Annotated in this window: 14 protein-coding genes; 6 read left to right on the top strand and 8 right to left on the bottom strand. The window is 65.0% G+C overall.

Annotation, left to right across the window (positions count from 1 at the left end; translation table 11 throughout):
• The first annotated feature begins 66 nt into the window (after positions 1 to 66).
• Positions 67 to 1,713: an IPTL-CTERM sorting domain-containing protein gene (locus tag OIN59_RS23340; RefSeq protein ID WP_274114376.1), complete on the top strand. Its 1,647-nt coding sequence runs from the start codon at positions 67 to 69 to the stop codon at positions 1,711 to 1,713.
• Positions 1,714 to 1,834: 121 nt separating this feature from the next.
• Here OIN59_RS23340 and OIN59_RS23335 read toward each other — a convergent pair whose 3' ends face one another.
• Positions 1,835 to 3,088: a PA0069 family radical SAM protein gene (locus OIN59_RS23335; protein ID WP_274114375.1), complete on the bottom strand. Its 1,254-nt coding sequence runs from the start codon at positions 3,086 to 3,088 to the stop codon at positions 1,835 to 1,837.
• A gap of 212 nt (positions 3,089 to 3,300) precedes the next feature.
• Between OIN59_RS23335 and OIN59_RS23330 the strand changes: the two genes are divergently transcribed.
• Together OIN59_RS23330 and OIN59_RS23325 are read left to right on the top strand one after the other, a co-directional pair.
• On the top strand, positions 3,301 to 4,503 hold the full coding sequence (locus OIN59_RS23330; RefSeq protein ID WP_274114374.1) for an ammonium transporter: 1,203 nt from the start codon (positions 3,301 to 3,303) through the stop codon (positions 4,501 to 4,503).
• Between the two features lie 149 nt (positions 4,504 to 4,652).
• On the top strand, positions 4,653 to 6,584 hold the full coding sequence (locus OIN59_RS23325; protein WP_274114373.1) for a phospholipase D family protein: 1,932 nt from the start codon (positions 4,653 to 4,655) through the stop codon (positions 6,582 to 6,584).
• 7 nt (positions 6,585 to 6,591) lie between these two features.
• On the opposite strand, the gene OIN59_RS23320 is transcribed toward OIN59_RS23325, so the two are convergent.
• Positions 6,592 to 7,569, bottom strand: coding sequence for a tRNA dihydrouridine synthase (locus OIN59_RS23320; RefSeq protein WP_274114372.1), 978 nt, complete (start codon positions 7,567 to 7,569; stop codon positions 6,592 to 6,594).
• A 253-nt stretch (positions 7,570 to 7,822) separates the two neighbouring features.
• Here OIN59_RS23320 and OIN59_RS23315 point away from each other — a divergent pair, with 253 nt between their 5' ends.
• Positions 7,823 to 8,356, top strand: a complete 534-nt coding sequence (locus tag OIN59_RS23315; RefSeq protein ID WP_274114370.1) for a hypothetical protein — start codon at positions 7,823 to 7,825, stop codon at positions 8,354 to 8,356.
• A gap of 16 nt (positions 8,357 to 8,372) precedes the next feature.
• Here the strand turns inward: OIN59_RS23315 and OIN59_RS23310 are convergent, their stop codons facing one another.
• The 3 genes from OIN59_RS23310 to OIN59_RS23300 all read right to left on the bottom strand — a co-directional run bounded on the left by OIN59_RS23310 (position 8,373) and on the right by OIN59_RS23300 (position 11,173).
• Positions 8,373 to 9,539: a class I SAM-dependent methyltransferase gene (locus tag OIN59_RS23310; RefSeq protein WP_274114368.1), complete on the bottom strand. Its 1,167-nt coding sequence runs from the start codon at positions 9,537 to 9,539 to the stop codon at positions 8,373 to 8,375.
• A gap of 167 nt (positions 9,540 to 9,706) precedes the next feature.
• The gene (locus tag OIN59_RS23305) at positions 9,707 to 10,228 is read right to left on the bottom strand and encodes a GNAT family N-acetyltransferase (protein ID WP_056642754.1); all 522 of its coding nucleotides are present in this window, start codon (positions 10,226 to 10,228) and stop codon (positions 9,707 to 9,709) included.
• A gap of 339 nt (positions 10,229 to 10,567) precedes the next feature.
• Positions 10,568 to 11,173, bottom strand: a complete 606-nt coding sequence (locus OIN59_RS23300; protein WP_274114365.1) for a hypothetical protein — start codon at positions 11,171 to 11,173, stop codon at positions 10,568 to 10,570.
• A 163-nt stretch (positions 11,174 to 11,336) separates the two neighbouring features.
• On the opposite strand from OIN59_RS23300, the gene OIN59_RS23295 reads away from it, so the two are divergent.
• Together OIN59_RS23295 and OIN59_RS23290 are read left to right on the top strand one after the other, a co-directional pair.
• A complete protein-coding gene (locus OIN59_RS23295; RefSeq protein ID WP_274114363.1) occupies positions 11,337 to 11,972 on the top strand; it encodes a response regulator in 636 nt (211 codons plus the stop codon).
• Positions 11,959 to 13,866: an ATP-binding response regulator gene (locus OIN59_RS23290; protein ID WP_274114361.1), complete on the top strand. Its 1,908-nt coding sequence runs from the start codon at positions 11,959 to 11,961 to the stop codon at positions 13,864 to 13,866. Before OIN59_RS23295 ends, OIN59_RS23290 begins: the two co-directional genes overlap by 14 nt.
• Here the strand turns inward: OIN59_RS23290 and OIN59_RS23285 are convergent.
• The 3 genes from OIN59_RS23285 to clpB all read right to left on the bottom strand — a co-directional run bounded on the left by OIN59_RS23285 (position 13,838) and on the right by clpB (position 18,447).
• Complete coding sequence (locus tag OIN59_RS23285; protein WP_274114359.1) at positions 13,838 to 15,277, bottom strand: coniferyl aldehyde dehydrogenase; 1,440 nt, start codon at positions 15,275 to 15,277, stop codon at positions 13,838 to 13,840. The two genes, OIN59_RS23290 and OIN59_RS23285, sit on opposite strands and share 29 nt — an antisense overlap.
• Positions 15,278 to 15,417: 140 nt before the next feature.
• Complete coding sequence (locus OIN59_RS23280) at positions 15,418 to 15,774, bottom strand: hypothetical protein (RefSeq protein ID WP_274114357.1); 357 nt, start codon at positions 15,772 to 15,774, stop codon at positions 15,418 to 15,420.
• Between the two features lie 66 nt (positions 15,775 to 15,840).
• A complete protein-coding gene (gene clpB, locus OIN59_RS23275) occupies positions 15,841 to 18,447 on the bottom strand; it encodes an ATP-dependent chaperone ClpB (protein WP_274114355.1) in 2,607 nt (868 codons plus the stop codon).
• Between the last annotated feature and the right edge of the window lie 263 nt (positions 18,448 to 18,710).

Raw genomic sequence — 18,710 nt, 5'->3', positions numbered from 1 at the left:
GTGCGTGCTCTTCCACTTCCTCACTTGACGACTGATCACATGTCTCGAATTTCAGGACTCCCGCTTGTGCTCACCACACTCCTCGGCTTTGCCGCTCAGAGCCAGGCTCAAACCATCCTTTATCAGGAAAATTTCGGCACTGCCTGCTCTTCTTCCCCGGCAGCCGTGCCAGCGCCTTTGATCACGCACAACGTCGATGGACGCACACCGGCGGCCAACGTTTCCTATGTCAACAATGCGTGGATCGTGCGCGATGATTTCGCACGCGATGCTGGTAACTGCGCGGCTTTCAGCACCTCCTGGTACACCTCGCCCGGCAATGCGGACGACTGGTTGGTCCTTCCCCCGGTCACCGCTGCGGCGGGAACGCGCCTGTCTTGGAGAGCCGTCGCTTACGACCCCGACTTCCGCGACGGCTATGAAGTTCGCCTCTCTACTGGAGGTAGCAACCCGAGCGACTTCACTACCGTGCTGCTGACTGTTGGGCAAGAAGCAACTGCCTGGACCCCACACGAGTTGTCACTGGCTGCATATGCTGGGCAGACAGTCCGCATCGCATTTCGCAACAACTCCAATGACAAGTTTCTGTTGCTGCTGGACGATCTGCTGATTCAGGACCTTCCGGTAGGGGCCTGCGGTGCGGCTCAAGGCGGGCTCTTTTCATCGGCTCCCGCAGCGGGTCTCTGCAGCGCGGGGACGGCATCCGTAGTCACAACAAACCTGGCGACCTATAGCTGGACCTGTGGTGGCTCTGGGGTGATCTCGACTGCGAATTGCTCCGCAGACAAGGGCTATGACGTAGTTTTGACCGCATCGCCGCCCGGCGGCGGTTCTGCTGCCTGTACAAACAACCCGGTCATCCACGGCGGCAATACGACCTGTACACCCACGGCATCCACAGGCTATTCGTTCACCAACTGGTCGGGCGACTGCACCGGAGCCTCCTGCGTGCTTGGCAACGTCACCAGTTCGCGCAGCGCCCAGGCCAACTTCGCGCTGAACGCTTATGGCATCGGCACCCAAGTGCTTCCTCCTGGGGCAGGCACCGTGAGTTGCACAAACAACCCAGTGAATCATGGAGATAGCACGTTATGTACCTACACCACGAATCCGGGCTACACGTTCATGAACTGGAGCGGGGATTGCTCAGGTGCCACATGCAACATTGCCGCAGTGACCAGTCCCAAATCAGTGGCTGCCAACTTCAGCTCCCAGTCACAAACCATCAGCACCCCAAGGGGGAACGTCGTACTGGCGGTCGGTGGAACATGGGGTATCACCAGCACCAACCAGACACCTGCGGCCACCCCTCTGCCTAGCGATAGTTCCTATCCATATGGACAAATGGGGTTCCGGGCTGCGGGCCCGGCAGGCGGGTCGTTGACAGTGACGCTCACCTTCCCATCACCGATCCCAGCGGGGTCGAAGTTGCTCAAGTACACGGGGAGCGCCTGGGTGGAATGGCCAACGACTTCTGCAGGGCCTAATGCGCTGAGCTTTACCGTCAGCGATGCACAGAATTTGGGCTCCACAGGAGCCGCCACAGGAGACCTCAACGCAACTCCGGGAATCATTGATGATCCGGTGGCGCTGGCAGCGCCATTGGGAGCAGGGGCGGCGGCGATCCCTGCGTTGTCTCAGTGGGCCCTCATTGGTCTTTCTTCTCTTGTTGGGGTTTTCGGATTTGCTTGGATGCGACGACGCGAAGCCTGATCAAGTAAACGGTCTGTTGGTCGTTGGTGCATGCGGCCAGGGCATGCATTGCTTGACGACCTCGACGGCTACTGCATGAAGCAGCGCATTGTGGCGCAGCGCGCCCGGACACTGAGGGGGGTCAAAACAAGCTGCTCTGCCCCCGCAACAGCCCCGGCCGAAATTGCGACAGATCCAGCTCAACCCGCTCGCGGTTCAGGCCCAGGCGGCGGCAGGTGGTGGAAAACCGCTGGCGCAGCAGATCTGCCCACAGGCCGCTGCCTTTCATGCGGGAGGCAAAGTCGCTGTGGTAAACCTTGCCCGCACCACGCTGTGCATCCGTGAGTTGATGCAGGTCTTGCACGCGCGCCATCACGCGGGCGGCGCGCTGCGGGTAGTGCACCGCGAGCCATTCGCGAAACAGCGCATCCAGCTCCCACGGCAGGCGCAGCACGGTGTAGAACGCGGTGCGCGCACCGGCATCGCGCGCAGCCTCCAGCACATGCTCCATGTCTTCGGTGATGAACGGGATCTGGGGCGCCACGCTCACGCCCACAGGCACACCGGCCTCGGCCAATGCGCGAATGGTGCGCAGCCGCCGGTGGGGCGCTGCCGCGCGTGGCTCCATGCGGCGGGCCAGCGTGGCATCAAGCGTGGTGATGGTGACATACACCGCCGTCAGGCGCTGCGCTGCCAGCGGAGCGAGCAGATCGAGGTCACGCTCCACGCCGCTGGATTTGGTGATCAGCGAAAACGGGTGGCGAGCCTCGCGCATCACCTCAATCACGCTGCGCGTGAGCTTCAGGTCGCGCTCCACGGGCTGGTAGCAGTCGGTGGCGGAGCCGATGTTGAGCAAGCGCGGCACATAACGTGGCTGCGCAAGCTCCTGGCGCAACACCTGCGCAACGTTGTGCTTGGCCACGATCTGCGTCTCAAAGTCGAGCCCAGGCGAAAAATTGAGGTAGCTGTGCGTAGGCCGGGCGTAGCAGTAGATGCAGCCGTGCTCACAGCCCCGGTAGGGGTTGACCGAGAGTTCAAAGAAGATATCTGGCGAGTCGTTGGCGCACAGGGCGCTGCGTGCCGTCTCGAAGTGCACGCGGGTGGCGGGTGAGGGGCTGGCACAAGCGTCTTCGCCTTCGTCATCCGCATCCCATCCAGCGCCCGCGCCGCTCGACCCGTCATCCCACGCTGCCACCATACCGCCAAGCCCCAGGCCCTCTGCCCCGCCAGGGGCCCGAAGGTGGCTCCACCCATCATCCGCACGTTCGCGCTGGTCTTTGGCAAACCGGTGCGCCATGGCCGTAGCTGCGCCTCGCCCACGGATGGCCTGCAGCGGGATGCGGATTTCCTGAGGCTGCTCGGGCAGGTCGTCGTCGGGGGCGAGAGGTGGACTCATGGCGAGCAGGGGGTGGAATGGGACGCGCGACAAAAACTGTTTATTTATACAGTATTTATCTACCACCAAAAAACCCACCCATTCAACAAAGCCCCAATTCAGTGCAAAGTATTGCACCAACTATTGGCGCACTTCTTGCTTCATGTTGGTGCAAATCTGTGGCGTCGGATAAAAACGCACCAGAGTCGATCAATCACTATCGCGAGGACGTTATGGAAGCACTCAAACAGGGCACAGATGCCTTGTTCATCTTGCTCGGGGCGATCATGGTCTTGGCCATGCACGCCGGGTTTGCGTTTTTGGAGCTGGGCACTGTCCGCAAAAAGAACCAGGTGAATGCGCTGGTCAAGATCCTGGTGGACTTCTCGGTGTCCACCGTGGTTTATTTTGTGGTGGGCTACACCGTGGCCTACGGCACACATTTCTTCATCGGGGCAGAGTCGCTGGTGCAGCAAAGCGGCTATGCACTGGTCAAGTTCTTCTTCTTGCTCACGTTTGCGGCGGCCATTCCGGCCATTGTGTCGGGCGGCATTGCCGAGCGCGCCAAGTTCTGGCCTCAACTGCTGGCAACGGCGGTCATTGTGGGCTTTGTGTACCCGTTTTTTGAGGGTATCGCCTGGAACCAGCATTTTGGTGTGCAGGGCTGGATCAAGGCGCTGACGGGCGAAGAGTTTCACGACTTTGCGGGCTCGGTGGTGGTGCATGCCATGGGTGGCTGGATTGCGCTGCCGGCGGTGATCCTGCTGGGCTCTCGCGCCAACCGCTACCGCAAGGACGGTGCGATTTCGGCCCACCCACCGTCGAACATTCCATTCCTGGCGCTGGGCGCCTGGGTGCTGGTGGTGGGCTGGTTCGGCTTCAATGTGATGAGCGCGCAGACCGTGGACAAGCTCTCGGGCCTGGTCGCGGTGAACTCGCTGATGGCCATGGTGGGCGGCACGCTGGCCGCCCTGGTGCTGGGCAAGAACGACCCCGGCTTTGTGCACAACGGCCCGCTGGCGGGTTTGGTGGCCGTGTGTGCGGGCTCGGACCTCATGCACCCGTTGGGTGCGCTGGTGGTGGGCGCAGTGGCCGGTGCCATCTTTGTGCTGATGTTCACCCTGACGCAGAACAAATGGAAGATCGACGACGTGCTGGGCGTGTGGCCGCTGCACGGGCTGTGCGGCACCTGGGGTGGCTTGGCTGCGGGCATCTTTGGCAGCAAGGCATTGGGAGGACTGGGCGGGGTCAGCCTGTCGGCCCAGCTCATCGGCACGGGCCTGGGCGTGGTGTGGGCCCTGGTCGGCGGCGTGGTGGTGTACGGCATCCTCAAGCAGACGGTGGGCATCCGCCTGACGCAGGAAGAAGAATTTGACGGTGCCGACCTCAGCATCCACAAGATCAGCGCCACGCCTGACCGCGAAGTGAGCTGGTGACCGGCTGACCCGGCGACGGCCTATCGCCAAAACTGGGCCCTGACGCGGGCCCAGGCCGTCGCTTTGGCGCGCTGTCCGACATCGCATGGACCGGCACGCGGCTATACCTGAGCCCTGCGCCCCAGCGGTTCCACGATCACAATCGCGCCATGTTTTCTTTACCCCCCACGTCCCCCACCCTGCCCCGGCGGGCCCGCCCTGGCTGGCTGGGCATGGCACTGGTGGTGGTCGCCATGGCCCTTACAGGCTGCACGGGGCTACCCAAGGACGTGGACCGACCGGTGTCGGCAGCCTGGTCGGCCCCTGGCGATACCCCCTTGGGCCAGCTCGTGGCAGCACGCAGGGCCGCCGAGGGTGCGCGGCACGCGTCGGGGTTTGCACTGCTCAGTGGCCCACAAGCCGCCTACAGCAGCCGACTGGCACTGGTGGATGCCGCCCAGAAAACCCTGGACCTGCAGTATTACGCGATTCACGCAGACGCCAGCAGCGAACGCCTGCTGCTCAGCGTGGTGGAGGCGGCCCAGCGTGGCGTGCGCGTGCGCGTGCTGCTGGACGACTTTCACAGCACCGGGCGCGATGCGCAGGTAATGCGGCTGGCATTTGTGCCCAACATTGAAATGCGCATGTTCAACCCCCTCACAGGCGCAAGGGGGTCGTCCATCGGCCGCATGCTGGGCCTGCTGGGCGACTTCTCGCGCGTGCAGCAGCGCATGCACAACAAGCTGTTCATTGCCGACAACGCCATGGCCGTGACGGGTGGGCGCAACCTGGGCGACGCCTATTTCGGCAATGCCGATTCGGGCAACTTTGTGGACCTGGACGTGCTGGCTGCTGGCCCCATCGTGCGGGACCTGTCGCGCAGCTTTGACAGCTACTGGAACAACGAGCGCGCCTACCCCGTGCAGTCGCTCATCACCCAGAGCGAGCTTGACCACCTGCGCGACAGCATCCGCGCGGCAGACGCGGGGCGACGAGGCCGCCCCGCAGGCCAGGGCAACACTACGGCCCCCGACCGCCAGCCACCACCCACAGGACCGGGCACCACGGCAGCGCAGCGCGCACGCATCTGGAACTACGAGCCCATGGACCTGGAGCGCACGCCCTTCGTCTGGGCCGCTGCGGCGGTGCTGGTGGACCAACCGGCCAAGATCCCAGCCGACAGCGCCGGGGCGGGCAACGGTGCGGCAACAGCACCGGCGCCACTGACTCTCCCCGGGGCACACGCCAGTACCGCAGCAGACACCAACAACGGCCCCAAGGCCGCAGCAGCCGCCTTGGCCTCGCGCTCCCGAGTGGCACCGGTGGCTGACCACACGGTGGTCACTTCGCACCGCGTGTTGCCGGGGGGCGCCAACACCTCAACCGACACCCCCACGGACAGCCCCCGCGCGAGCCCCGAGGCCACCGAGGCGCAGACCGACACCGTGGTGGACGGGCTGCTGCAGCTCATGAGCCAGGCGCGGCGCGACCTGCTCATCATCTCGCCCTACTTTGTGCCGGGACCGGATATGGAAGCCGCCTTTGCGGCGGCAAGGGCACGCGGCGTGCGGGTGCGGGTGCTGACCAACTCGCTGGCCTCCAACGACGCGCCCATTGCCCACGCGGGCTACGCGCGCCACCGGCCTCAGTTGCTGGCCATGGGGGTGGAGCTGTATGAGATGCACAGCGAACTGCCAGGCGTTCTGCGGGGGGCGCTGGGCGTATCGGGCAGCATGGGCGGCAGCGCGGGTGCCGTAGGTTCGCAAGGCAGCTCGCGTGCCATGTTGCACTCCAAACTGCTGATCGTGGATGGCCGACTGCTGGCCGTGGGGTCGATGAACCTGGACATGCGCTCGCAGCGGCAGAACACCGAGGTGGCGCTGCTGATTCGCAGCTCGGAGCTATCACGCCGAGCCACCGCACAGATTGACACGGCACTGAAAGAATCCGCCTGGCAGGTGCAGGCCACCGACCAAGGCCTGCGCTGGCGCGCGCCGCAGGGCAGCGGACTGCCCGATGCCACGACCGAGCCCGACGCCAGCGCCCCGCTGCGGCTGATGCTGCAGCTACTGGGCCCCCTGGCGCCCGACCACTTGCTGTAGCGGTGGCCTAAGCGCCTTTGGCGCTATGGGCTCGCGCCTGCAAGTCCACCACCCACACGGTGATCGCCCGTTGGTCCGTCATGGTGCGCACATGCTGGTACGCCACTTCGGCCTCGGCAAACCGGCGGCGCAGCAGGTTGAGCCACTGCTTGAGGCGCCCCGCGCGCTGGCGCGGCTCCAGGTCGTCGCACACCAGTTGCCAGAAGGCGGCCAGGTGCGGCACAAGATCGGCCCACACCACCGTGTCAGCGCCCGGCTGGCCTGCATCGGCGGCGCGGATGGCGCGTGCGAGGCCTGGGTCCGCCACGATGCCGCGCCCCAGCATCAGCGCGTCGCAGCCTGACACTTCACGGCAGCGCTGCGCGTCGGCCACCGTCCAGATCTCACCATTGGCCACCACCGGGATGGACACGGCGGCACGGACGGTGGGGATGTGCTCCCAGTAAGCGGGCGGGCGGTAGCCGTCGGCCTTGGTGCGCGCGTGCACCACCAGCTCGGTGGCGCCGCCTGCCTGCATGGCCTGGGCACATTCGCGCATCAGGTGGGTGTCGTTGAACCCCAGGCGCATCTTGGCCGACACCGGCAGGTGCGCTGGCACGGCCCGGCGCACCGCTGCCACCACGGCCGCGATGTGCTCGGGTTCCTGCAGCAGGGCCGCACCGCCGCCGTGGCGGTTGACCACCTTGGCCGGGCAGCCGAAGTTCAAGTCGATGCCTTCGGGGCCCAGCGCAGCCAGGCGCGCGGCGTTCTCGGCCATGCAGACGGGGTCTGACCCCAGCAGCTGCGCACGCACCGGCACGCCCGCCAGCGTGCGGCTGCCGTGCTGCAGCTCGGGCACATAACGCAGGAACACCTTGTCGGGCAACAGGGTTCCCGTGATGCGGATGAACTCCGACACGCAGCGGTCCACGCCGCCCACGCGGGTCAACACGTCGCGCAGCACAAAATCAAGAAGCCCTTCCATCGGGGCGAGCAACAGGGTCATCACAGTGAGGCTGCCAGCACGACGTGCCCCCAAAAGAGCTTGCACAGGCATGCAGCAGAAAAAATCAAACAAAACCGAACCAAGCGCATGTGCAATATGCGTCAGCAGCTATCAAATAAGGAGCATATAGACAGGCATACGGTGCCGCTGCCCGCAACAGGCCAGCCCACGATTGTGCGGCAAGGGGTCATCACGGCGTCATGCCCGGCTGGTGCAATGCTCGCTCCAGAGACCGACCGCCACGGAGACCCCCATGCTGCTGCAGAAAACCGAAAAAGCCCGCCTGGAACTCTCGCCCGGTGTACGCACCCTGAGCCTGCGCGAACGCTCCCTGCTCCTGCTGGCCGACGGCAAGCCGTTGTCAGACCTGCAGGCCATGTACAACGGCATTGGCGCGCAGATTGTCGAGAACCTGATGCGCCAGGGCTACCTGACCGGGCCTGCAGAGCTGCCGCCCACACCAGAACCTGCCGCACCCTCCATTGAACGCCCGACACCCGGTGAATCCCTGCGCTCGCTGGCCGGTGCCCGCATGTACCTGTTTGACACCTGCGAGCGCCTGTTTGCGCGCCGCGACCCGGTGCTGGCGCAGCACTTTCGCGAGGCATTGCGCGCAGCCAAGGACCGCACCAGCATGCTGGATGTGGGCGAAGCCATGTTTGAAGAAGTGGCGCTCGCGGCAGGTGCCGAGCGTGCCGCCAGCCTGCGCGAGCGACTGGACCAGCTGCTGCCGACGAGCCCGGTTACTGAAACCTTTGCCTTGACGCAGCCCGCGCTGCTGGGTTGAGCAGTTCGACGCGGGCTCAGGCAGCGGCAAGCCGCCACAGGGACGTGACCTCTGCCGCGCGCGCGGCATGCAGCGCGTCCTGTACATCTACAGCTTTGGCATGCACCGGCTTCACATCGTGGCGGCCACGCACCACCAGGCCCGCCTCGGCAATCCAGGCCAGCAACTGTTCGCGCGGGCGCAGGCCCAGGTGCTCAGCCAGGTCCGACAAGATCAGCCAGCCCTCACCGCCGGGCTCCAGGTGCTCAGGCAGCCCCGCCAGAAAGCCCTTGAGCATGCGGCTGCCTTCGTCGTACACAGCATGTTCGATGGGCGAGTTGGCGCGCGCAGGCACCCAGGGCGGGTTGCACACCACCAGCGGGGCGCGGCCCGGCGGAAACAGGTTGGCCTGTTGCAGCTCCACGCGGTCGAGCAGCTGCAGGCGCTGCAGGTTCTCGCGAGCACAGGCCAGCGCCCGGGGATCCTGGTCGGTGGCCACCACACGCTGCACACCACGGCGCGCCAGCACGGCCGACAACACCCCAGTGCCCACACCGATGTCAAACGCCAGGGTCTTGCTGGGAAGCGCAGCGGTAGCCACCAGGCCCACATATTCGCCACGCACTGGCGAGAACACGCCATAGTGCGGGTGAATACGGTTGAGCGGTGGGGCGCCCAGCGCAGGGATTTCGACCCCTTTCTTGCGCCACTCGTGCGCGCCCACCAGCCCCAGCAGCTCACGCAGCGTGGCCACAGAGCGCTCGCCCGTCGCTGGCCCCCAGGCCTCGGTACAGGCCTGGCGCCAGTCGGGTGCGCGGCGCAGATCGATACCGTAGTCGCCTTCCAGCGGAATCAGCACCGACGCCAGCACCCGTGCGCGCTGCGCTTGCGCCTGGCGGTGCAGGTGAAACGCCTCGGCCGCAGTGGCAGCCGCCAGCTTCTGGGACGCCTTCGCTGCTGCCTTGCGAGGCTTCTTGTCAGCCCGGCGCATCAGCGCCTGCAAAAGATGCCGTGCGTTCTGAAAATCGCCCTGCCACAACAACCCCGTGCCCTCACAGGCCATGCGGTAAGCCGTATCGGCAGCCAGCGTGTCGTCAGCCGTCTCAACCCGGCGCGGTGCCAAAGCGCCACTTTCGGAGCGCCACAGGGCTTGCTGGGGTTGGCCCTGATGGGACCAGTGGATGGAGGGAGTGTGTGTGAGCATCGAATGGGCGTAACGCCCTCTATTACCGGAAGCCTATGAAACCGGCGCGGCCTATACCAGGGCCGCCGCGCGAGGTCCGCCCCGCCGCGCTGGCGGCGTCCCCCTTCCCGCGCGCAGCGCGAGAGAAGGGGGAAGCGACGAAGTCGCTCAGGGGGTTGTCGTTCATCTCATGCGTTGATGGGGCGCTTCAGGCGCACTTCTTCGATCTTCACGCCACCGATCACGGCCGTCTTGGCGGTGGACAGTTCGCGCTTGAAGCCAGCCAGCTCATGAAAGCGCAGCGCGCGCTCGTTGCGCAGCGGCACCCAGGCCGTGACGTTGGTGCAGCCTTCTTCGTGCAGGCCGTCACGGGCGGCGTCCCACAGGGCCAGGCCTACGCCCTGGTTCCAATGGGTGGGCGCGGCGTAGATGGCCCAGATTTCACCGGTGGTGGGGCGGGACTTTTCATCGCGCGAGCGGTCGTAGCCGACAAAGCCGACGATCTTCTCGCCATCGACCGCCACCTGGACCTGTGGCTCGCAATATTCAATGGCCTCGCGCCAGTAAGCCTGGCGCTTTTCGACCGACATGGATTTCAACTGCTCGTCTGGCACCAGCCCTTTGTAAGCCTCTTGGGCAGAGACAGTGTGGATCTGGGCAATGGCTTTGGCATCGCGAAGCGTAGCGGGACGAACCTGGATACTTGACATGAAAAAACCGAACGAAAACGGGGAATGAAAAAACAAAAGGACCGGCATTGTCGCCGCAAACGGTTTTTCTACCCTGACAGGTGGGTAGCGCAGCCCTGTAGGTCACGCCTCCCAACCCCGTTTTTCGCCCCATCGAGCCCCCTGCACGCGTTGGTGTGCAGGCAGCCCAACACCCCCTCAGAAGGTGTGAATGAATCCGGCGTGGCCGAGCGATCCACACAAACACGCCCCATCAAGGCACAAAGCGCAGCCAAAGCTCGGGCTATGGCGAGCATTTGCAACGCCGAAGGGGTGCGTCTTTGCGGAACGAGCGGGCATAGAGGGTTCGTTCACACCTTCTCAGGCCATGGCCATGGCGCCCGACAGGGCGCTGCCCGCAGCCGCTGTGGCCGCTGCTGCTGCGCGCTGCACCATCGCGCGCTTGTTGCGTGGGCGGGGCACATGCACGGCCGGCGGCGCGCCATTGACGGCCGCGAGGCTGAGCACCAGAGTGACGGTGCGCGAACCACCATCGCGGTCTTCGCTGGCATACGCGCGGTAGCTGCCGTTGCCCTGCCCATGGCTACGCTGCACGGTATGAAACGCCACCCGCGCACCCGTCACCCGGTGTCCACCAAAGGGCAGCACCCGCAGGCGCGCATCACGGTCCAGCGCCAGGCCCAGGTTGCCGGGCCGGTTAATGAGGTCGGTGCGGACGGCACGCCAAGTCTGCCCTGCATCGGCAGAGAACTGCCAGGTCCCGGCCTGGGCGTCCAGGTGCTCAATCACCACCCCCTCGGCTGCGAGCATGTCAGGGCAATGCTCTTGCACGATGTGCGCCACGGTATTGCCCCCCAGGCCCGTGCCCGCATGGGCTGCGCCAGGGGTGACGGTCGGTGGTCGTTCGCTATGGTGCAGGCCTGCTGCGGAGGTGCTGGCGCCATGGGTGTGTGCATTGATCGTCATGGGAACCCTTTGAAAACGGAAAATGGTTACGAAGGTTTGCGCATTGGTGCGCACCCCAAGTGCTTTTCAATGCTTGACGGAAAGTCTAGAAAGTGCACATCCGTGCGTCCATCGCACAAATGGACTAGCCCGCAACACCCGGTTGTGCGCAATACTTGCCTGTATGACTGCCCGCCTTTTGCTTGTGGATGACCACACCTTGTTCCGCACAGGGCTGCGCCTGATCGTGCAGGACCACCCCAGCGTGGGCAGCATTGCCGAGGCCGGATCGATAGCCGAGGCCTGCGCACTGCAGCAGGCCGAGACCGACCTGGTACTGCTGGACATCCAGTTGCCCGGCATGAGCGGCCTGGACGGCCTGCGACTGCTACGGCACGCCTGCCCCCAGGCGCGCATCGTTCTGGTGTCAGCCAGCGTGGCGCCCGATGCCATCCACGAAGCGCGCGCGCGAGGGGCTGATGGGTTTTTGCCCAAGTCCGCTAGCGCCGAGGACATCCTGGAGGCCATCACTTGCGCGCTGTCCGGTCGGCCGTGTTTTCCGATCAACAGCGGTAACAGCGCCACGGTACGGGGGCCTGACACGCCATCGCTCACGGCGCGGCAGCTTGACGTGCTGTCGCTGCTGTGCACGGGCAGGCCCAACAAGGTGATTGCCCGCGACCTGGGGCTGAGCGAGAACACGGTGCGTGTGCATGTGGCCGCCATCTTTGCGCAGCTGGGTGTTAACAGCCGCAGCGCTGCGCTGCTGGCGGCCCAGCGGCTGGGCCTGTCCACCCCGCAGCTCCATGACTCCCTCTGAGAGCAGTCCGCTGCCTTTCGACCCAGTGATTCCGCCCACGCGCTGGGGCTGGCCGGTGTGGGAGCGCGACGAGGTCCTGCGCGAGCAGGTGGCCCTGTTGCGGCAGAACTTTCCGATGACGCTGCTGGCATCGCTGGCCACGGCCCTGGGCACCCTCTGGGTCATGGCCCGCGTGGCGGACACACAGGCCACTACGGTGTGGCTGCTGTCGCATACGCTGGTGGTGGCTGGGGTGTACCTCACCCTGCGCAGCATTGCCCCGTTTGTGGACCCCGCGCCACAGGCCGCGCGCAAGCTCATTGCCTGCATGGCGGCCATGGGCCTGAGCTGGGGCAGTCTGGGCTATGTGGTGCTGTACTGGGGTACGTCCGACAGCGTCATCTACGCCATCGGCATCATCAGCACCGTGTCGTCGGGAGCGCTCGGGCTGGGCGCGCCGCTGTACCGGGCTTACGTCACCTACCTCACCAGCGCCATCGGGGGCGTGATGCTGTCGGTGGCACTGGCGGGCGGGCCTGTGATGTGGCCTGCGCTGTTCTTGACCGGGGTGTACTACGCACTCACCTGCCTGCAGGCACGCACGGCCGACCGGGCCACGCGGCGCAGCATTGCGCTCAAGCTCGAAAACGAACGCTTGGTCAGCCAGTTGCGGGCCGAGTCGCAGCGGGCCCTGGCGGCGCAAGAGGCCGCCGAACAGGCCGACCGCGACAAATCCCGCTTTCTGGCAGCCGCCAGCCACGACCTGCGCCAGCCCTTGCATGCCATGGGGCTTTTTCTAGAATCGCTGCACCGCAGCCCGCTCAACGACCACCAGCGCACCGTGCTCAAGCACGCACATGCAGCATCAGGTGCCGCAGCCGAGATGCTCACCACATTGCTCGACTACTCCCGGCTGGAGGCTGGCGTGGTCAAGATGCGGCCTGCCGCCTTTGCCGTGCAGCCCCTGCTCACGGCCCTGGAGCAGGAGTTTGGCGCGCAGGCGGACACGGCCGGGCTGGTGTACCGCACCCGCGAGACCTCTGCCGCCGCGTTTGCCGACCGCTCTCTGGTCGGCCTGGTGATGCACAACTTCATCTCCAACGCGCTGCGCTACACAGCCAAAGGCGGTGTTCTGATTGCCTGCCGCACACGCGGCAAGCGGCTGGCGCTGGAGGTGTGGGACACCGGTGCAGGCATCCCCGAGCACCAGTGGGAAGACATCTTCAAGGAGTTCCATCAACTCGGCAATCCAGAGCGTGACCGCCGAAAGGGCCTGGGCCTGGGCCTGGCCATCGTGCAGCGCCTGGCGCGTGAAATGCGCACATCCGTAGAGCTGCGCTCGCAACCGGGCCGTGGGTCCGTCTTCAGGCTGTGGCTGGACCGCTGGCAGGGTGCACTGGAGGACGATGCCACCGTGCCCCAGGACGCCCACAGCCTGCTGGGCCTGAAGGTGCTGGCCATCGATGATGACGAGGCTGTGCGACTGGGCATGCAATCACTGCTGCAAAGCTGGGGCTGCCAGTGCATGACGGCTGAGTCCAGCGCGGACGCCCTGGAAGCGCTGGACGATGTAACGCCCGACATCATCATCACCGACTTCCGCCTGCGGCACGAAGAGACCGGCAAGCAGGTGCTGCAGGCGCTGCGCGCCTATCTAGGCACCAACGTGCCCGCGATCATCATGACGGGCGACACCTCGCCCCAGCGCCTGCGGGACGCGCAGACCACCTCCGCCCTGCTGCTGCACAAGCCGGTCTCCACCGGCCAGTTGCGCGATGCGATGGTGCAGCTCATCACCCAACCGCCTCTCCTCGCCATCGTGGCCGACGACGAGCACGATGGCGTACATGAACCGCTCGCGCAGTCCGCGCAGTCGCAGCGAAGCACTACAACCAGCGGCGCAGCAGCCCCATAACCTGGTCGAACTTGGCCCCATAGGGCGGGTAGAACAGCGACCCCATGGCCCAGCGCGACTGCACCAGCACCGACTTCTGGTGGCAAAAGCGCAAAAAGCCCTGCTCACCGTGGTAAGCCCCCCAACCACTGTCGCCCACACCACCAAACGGCAGATTGTCATGGGCAATGTGCATCAGCGTGTCGTTCACCGTCACGCCGCCGCTCACGGTGCGGCGCAGTACGTCGTCACGCACAGCCTCGCTCTGGCCAAACCAGTACAGCGCCAGCGGGCGCGGCCCGGCATTGATGTGGGCGATGGCATCGTCCAGCCGTTCGTAAGAGATCACCGGCAGGATGGGACCAAAAATCTCTTCCTGCATGAGCTGCATCTGCGACGTAGCGCCAAACACCAGCGTGGGCAGCATCTGGCGGCTGGCGCCGTCGCCCAGGGTGCCCACCGTGTTCACAACGGGCTTGCCAGCAGCGGGGTCAATGGTCTGCACTTCGGCCCCCTGCGTCTGTGCCTGCTGCAGCATGGTGCGCAGGCGGGCGTGGTGGCGCGGCGTGATGATGGATGCGTAGTCGGCGTTGCCCTCGATGGTGGGGAACAGCCGCGCTACCGCGGCCCGGTAGGCCTGCGCAAACTCGCCCTCGCGGCCGCGCGGCAGCAGCACATAGTCGGGAGCAATGCAGGTTTGCCCCGCATTGAGAAGCTTGCCGTGCGCAATCTTGAGTGCCGCATCCGCCATGTCGCAGTGACCATCGATGATGCAGGGCGACTTGCCACCCAGCTCCAGCGTGGTGGGTGTCAGGTTCTGCGCCGCCGCCTGCGCCACCTTGCGGCCCACGGCGGTGGAGCCGGTAAACAGTAGGTGGTCGAACGGCAACGAGGCAAACAGGGCCGACAGATTGGCGTCGCCCTGCACCACACAGAATTCGTCGGGGGCAAAGAACTGCGCCACCAGCAACGCCAATTGGGCCGAGGTATGGGGCGTCAACTCGCTGGGCTTGAGCATCACGCGGTTGCCCGCAGCCAGCGCGGTGATGGCGGGTGCCAGGGCCAGTTGCACCGGGTAGTTCCACGGGGCAATCACGCCCACCACGCCCAATGGCTGGCGCTGGATGTGTGCACTGGCGGGCTGCAGGAAGATGGGGGTGTGCACCTTGCGAGGCTTCATCCACTTCGCCAGATGGCTCAATGTGTGCGACAGCAGGGTACGCAGCACGAAGAAGTCTGCCACCTCAGTCAGGCGGGGCGAACGCATCCCAAAATCCGCCTGCACGGCCGCGGCCAGGACCGGGCCGTGCTCGTCGAGCATTTTGGAGATGCGCAGAAGCCGCTCACGGCGCACAAGCAGCGGCACATCCACATGTGCGCGGCTGGCTTGGCGTTGAAGATCAAAATGGGCGTGGATGTCGGCTGGTGTCATGGTCGGATCATAGGAGACACCCCGACGGGCGCGTCACGAAAAAAGCAGAGGCGACACCGGTCTAGGCTCCCTGTGGCTCCGCGCTGGATGGGGCATGGTGCGGGGCAGCGCCCGGTCAGAAGCGCCCCTTCAGCGCCCCCTCAGCGCACCTCGCGCGCCTCGACGTCTGTGACCTCAGCGGCGCCAGGCAGGATGCCACCTCGGCGCGATGCTGCGGTCTCTTCGCTGGCGTCAGGCGCCGCTGGCGCGGCGCCACGGCGGCCTGCGGACCAGCGCTCGGTAGAGCGAAACACCGTGCTGAAGCCCGTGCGCGGGTCCATGCGCATGACCCACGGGGTCACGGGGCGGCCAGTCAGTCGAGCCCAGCCCGCGCGCAATGCCCAGACCAGCGCGAGCACCATCACCGCCACCAGCAGGCTGGCAAACAGCACCAAGCCCATGGCGACGACCACTACCTGCAGCAAAAGGCGCACAACGCCCGCAACAAAATCATTCAAACGTCACCTCTCCTTCACATCTGGGAAGAGGGAAAAAGGGGTTACCCCCTTTTCCCCTGGTCCCGATCAACCCTGAGGCGCAGCGCTGAACTGGAACACCCCCGGTTCCAGCACTGGGTTCACGCTCACTGCGATCACGCTCTTGGGAGGGAACTGTCCTTCCAAGAGCAGCTTGGACAGCGGGTTCTCAATGCGCTGCTGGATCGCCCGCTTGAGCGGCCGCGCACCAAACACCGGGTCGAACCCCACCTTGGCCAATTCTGCCAAGACAGCATCGGACACCTGCAACTCCAAATCCATCTTCGCCAGCCGGGTTTGCAGCAGTTGCAGCTGGATCTTGGCGATGGAGGCGATGTGCTGCGCATCGAGCGCGTGGAACACCACGGTCTCGTCGATGCGGTTCAAAAACTCGGGTCGGAAGTGGTTCTTGAGCTCGCCCCACACTGCTTCCTTGATGTCGTCAGAGTCCCGCCCCACCATGGCCTGGATCAGGTGCGAGCCGATGTTGCTCGTCATCACAATCACCGTGTTCTTGAAGTCCACGGTGCGGCCCTGTCCGTCCGTCAGGCGGCCATCGTCCAGCACCTGCAGCAGCACGTTGAACACGTCGGGGTGGGCCTTTTCCACCTCGTCGAGCAGCAGCACGCTGTAGGGCTTGCGGCGCACGGCCTCGGTCAGGTAACCGCCCTCTTCATAGCCCACGTAACCCGGCGGCGCGCCGATCAGGCGGGCCACGGAGTGCTTCTCCATGAACTCGCTCATGTCGATGCGGATCAGGTGGTCCTCGCTGTCGAACAGAAAGCCCGCCAGCGCCTTGCACAGCTCGGTCTTGCCCACGCCCGTGGGGCCGAGGAACAGGAACGAGCCCGTGGGCCGGTTGGGATCGGACAGGCCCGAGCGCGAGCGGCGGATGGCGTTGGCCACGGCGGCAATCGCCTCTTGCTGACCCACCACACGCTCGTGCAGCTTGTCTTCCATCTGCAACAGCTTGTCTTTTTCTCCCTGCATCATCTTGGCCACCGGAATACCCGTGGCGCGGCTCACCACCTCGGCGATTTCTTCGGCACCGACCTGCGTGCGCAGCAGGCGGCGCGCGGCAGGGGCGCCGTCTTTGCCAGCCTCTTGGGCCTGCGCTTCCTTGAGCTGCTTTTCCAGCTCAGGCAGCTTGCCGTATTGCAGCTCGGCCACCTTGTTGAAGTCGCCCTTGCGGGTGAATTCTTCGATCTGGAACTTGAGCTTGTCGATGGCCTCGCGCACATGCGCGCTGCCTTGCGCCTGGGCCTTTTCGGACTGCCAGATTTCGTCGTAATCGGCGATTTCCTTTTGCAGCTTCGTGATCTCTTCCTCAATGAGCGCAAAGCGCTTTTGCGAGGACTCGTCCTTCTCGCGGCGCACGGCCTCGCGCTCGATCTGCAGCTGGATTAGGCGGCGGTCGAGCTTGTCCATCACCTCGGGCTTGGAGTCCATTTCGATCTTGATCTTGGACGCAGCCTCGTCGATGAGGTCAATCGCCTTGTCGGGCAAAAAGCGGTCAGTGATATAGCGGTGGCTCAGCTCGGCCGCCGCCACGATGGCCGGGTCGGTGATGTCCACGCCGTGGTGTACTTCGTACTTTTCCTGCAGGCCGCGTAGGATGGCGATGGTGGCCTCCACCGTGGGCTCACCCACCAGGATCTTCTGAAAGCGGCGCTCCAGTGCGGCGTCTTTTTCGATGTATTTGCGGTACTCGTCGAGCGTGGTTGCGCCCACGCAATGCAGCTCGCCACGGGCCAGCGCAGGCTTGAGCATGTTGCCTGCGTCCATCGCGCCTTCGCCCTTGCCCGCGCCCACCATGGTGTGCAGCTCGTCGATGAAGACGATGGTCTGGCCTTCGTCCTTGGCCAGTTCGTTGAGCACGCTTTTCAGGCGCTCTTCAAACTCGCCCCGGAACTTGGCACCCGCCAGCAGCGCGGCCATGTCGAGGCTGAGCACGCGCTTGCCCTTGAGGCTCTCGGGCACCTCCCCCGCCACAATGCGCTGAGCCAGGCCTTCTACGATGGCGGTCTTGCCCACGCCGGGCTCGCCGATGAGCACGGGGTTGTTCTTGGTGCGGCGCTGCAGCACCTGGATGGCGCGGCGGATTTCATCGTCGCGGCCGATCACGGGGTCGAGCTTGCCCATGCGGGCGCGCTCGGTCAGGTCCAAACAGTATTTGGCCAGGGCGCCGCGCTGCCCTTCGGCCTCGGCGCTGTCCATCTTCTGGCCACCGCGCACGGCATCAATAGCAGCCTCCAAGCTCTTGCGGGTCAGGCCATTGTCCTTGGCAATTTTTGCGGCCTCGCCTTTGCTGTCGATCACAGCCAACAAAAACAGCTCGCTGGCAATGAACTGGTCGCCGCGCTTGATGGCCTCTTTCTCCGTCGCTTGCAGCACACGGCCCAGCTCGGGGCCGCCCTGCACCTGGTCGTTGCCCTGTACCTGGGGCAGACGCTTGACGGCGGCTTCCGCCGCTGCCAGCAGGCCGGGCACGTTGGCGCCCGCACGCTGCAGCAGTGCCTTGGGTCCGTCGTCCTGCTTGAGCATGGCCACGAGCATGTGCACAGGCTCGATGTAGGCGTGGTCGTTGCCCAGTGCAATGCTCTGGGCATCGCTCAGGGCTTCTTGAAACTTGGTGGTGAATTTGTCGAGACGCATGGTCTATGTCCTCCGAATTGCACTGAACTTGAGGCAGAAAGTGCCTGATTTCAAGACAGTACATATGACGGAGAATTGATTTGGCGCAGCAATGAGCCACAAGGGAGCAAGTAGCAATGACCCGCATGACCACAACGTGAATCGCCCCGGTTTTCGCGGAGGCTCAACACTCTGAGAGGATTGAGCCATGAAGAAGACGAACAAGTTCTCGCCGGAGGTGCGTGAGCGCGCAGTGAGGATGGTTCAGGAGCAGCGCGGGGAGT

Origin of the sequence: Acidovorax benzenivorans, assembly GCF_028680575.1 — a bacterium.
GTDB classification, from domain to species: Bacteria; Pseudomonadota; Gammaproteobacteria; order Burkholderiales; family Burkholderiaceae_C; genus Acidovorax; species Acidovorax benzenivorans.
Note: the sequence above shows the minus strand (reverse complement) of the source record. Positions and strands in the feature narration are given on the sequence as shown.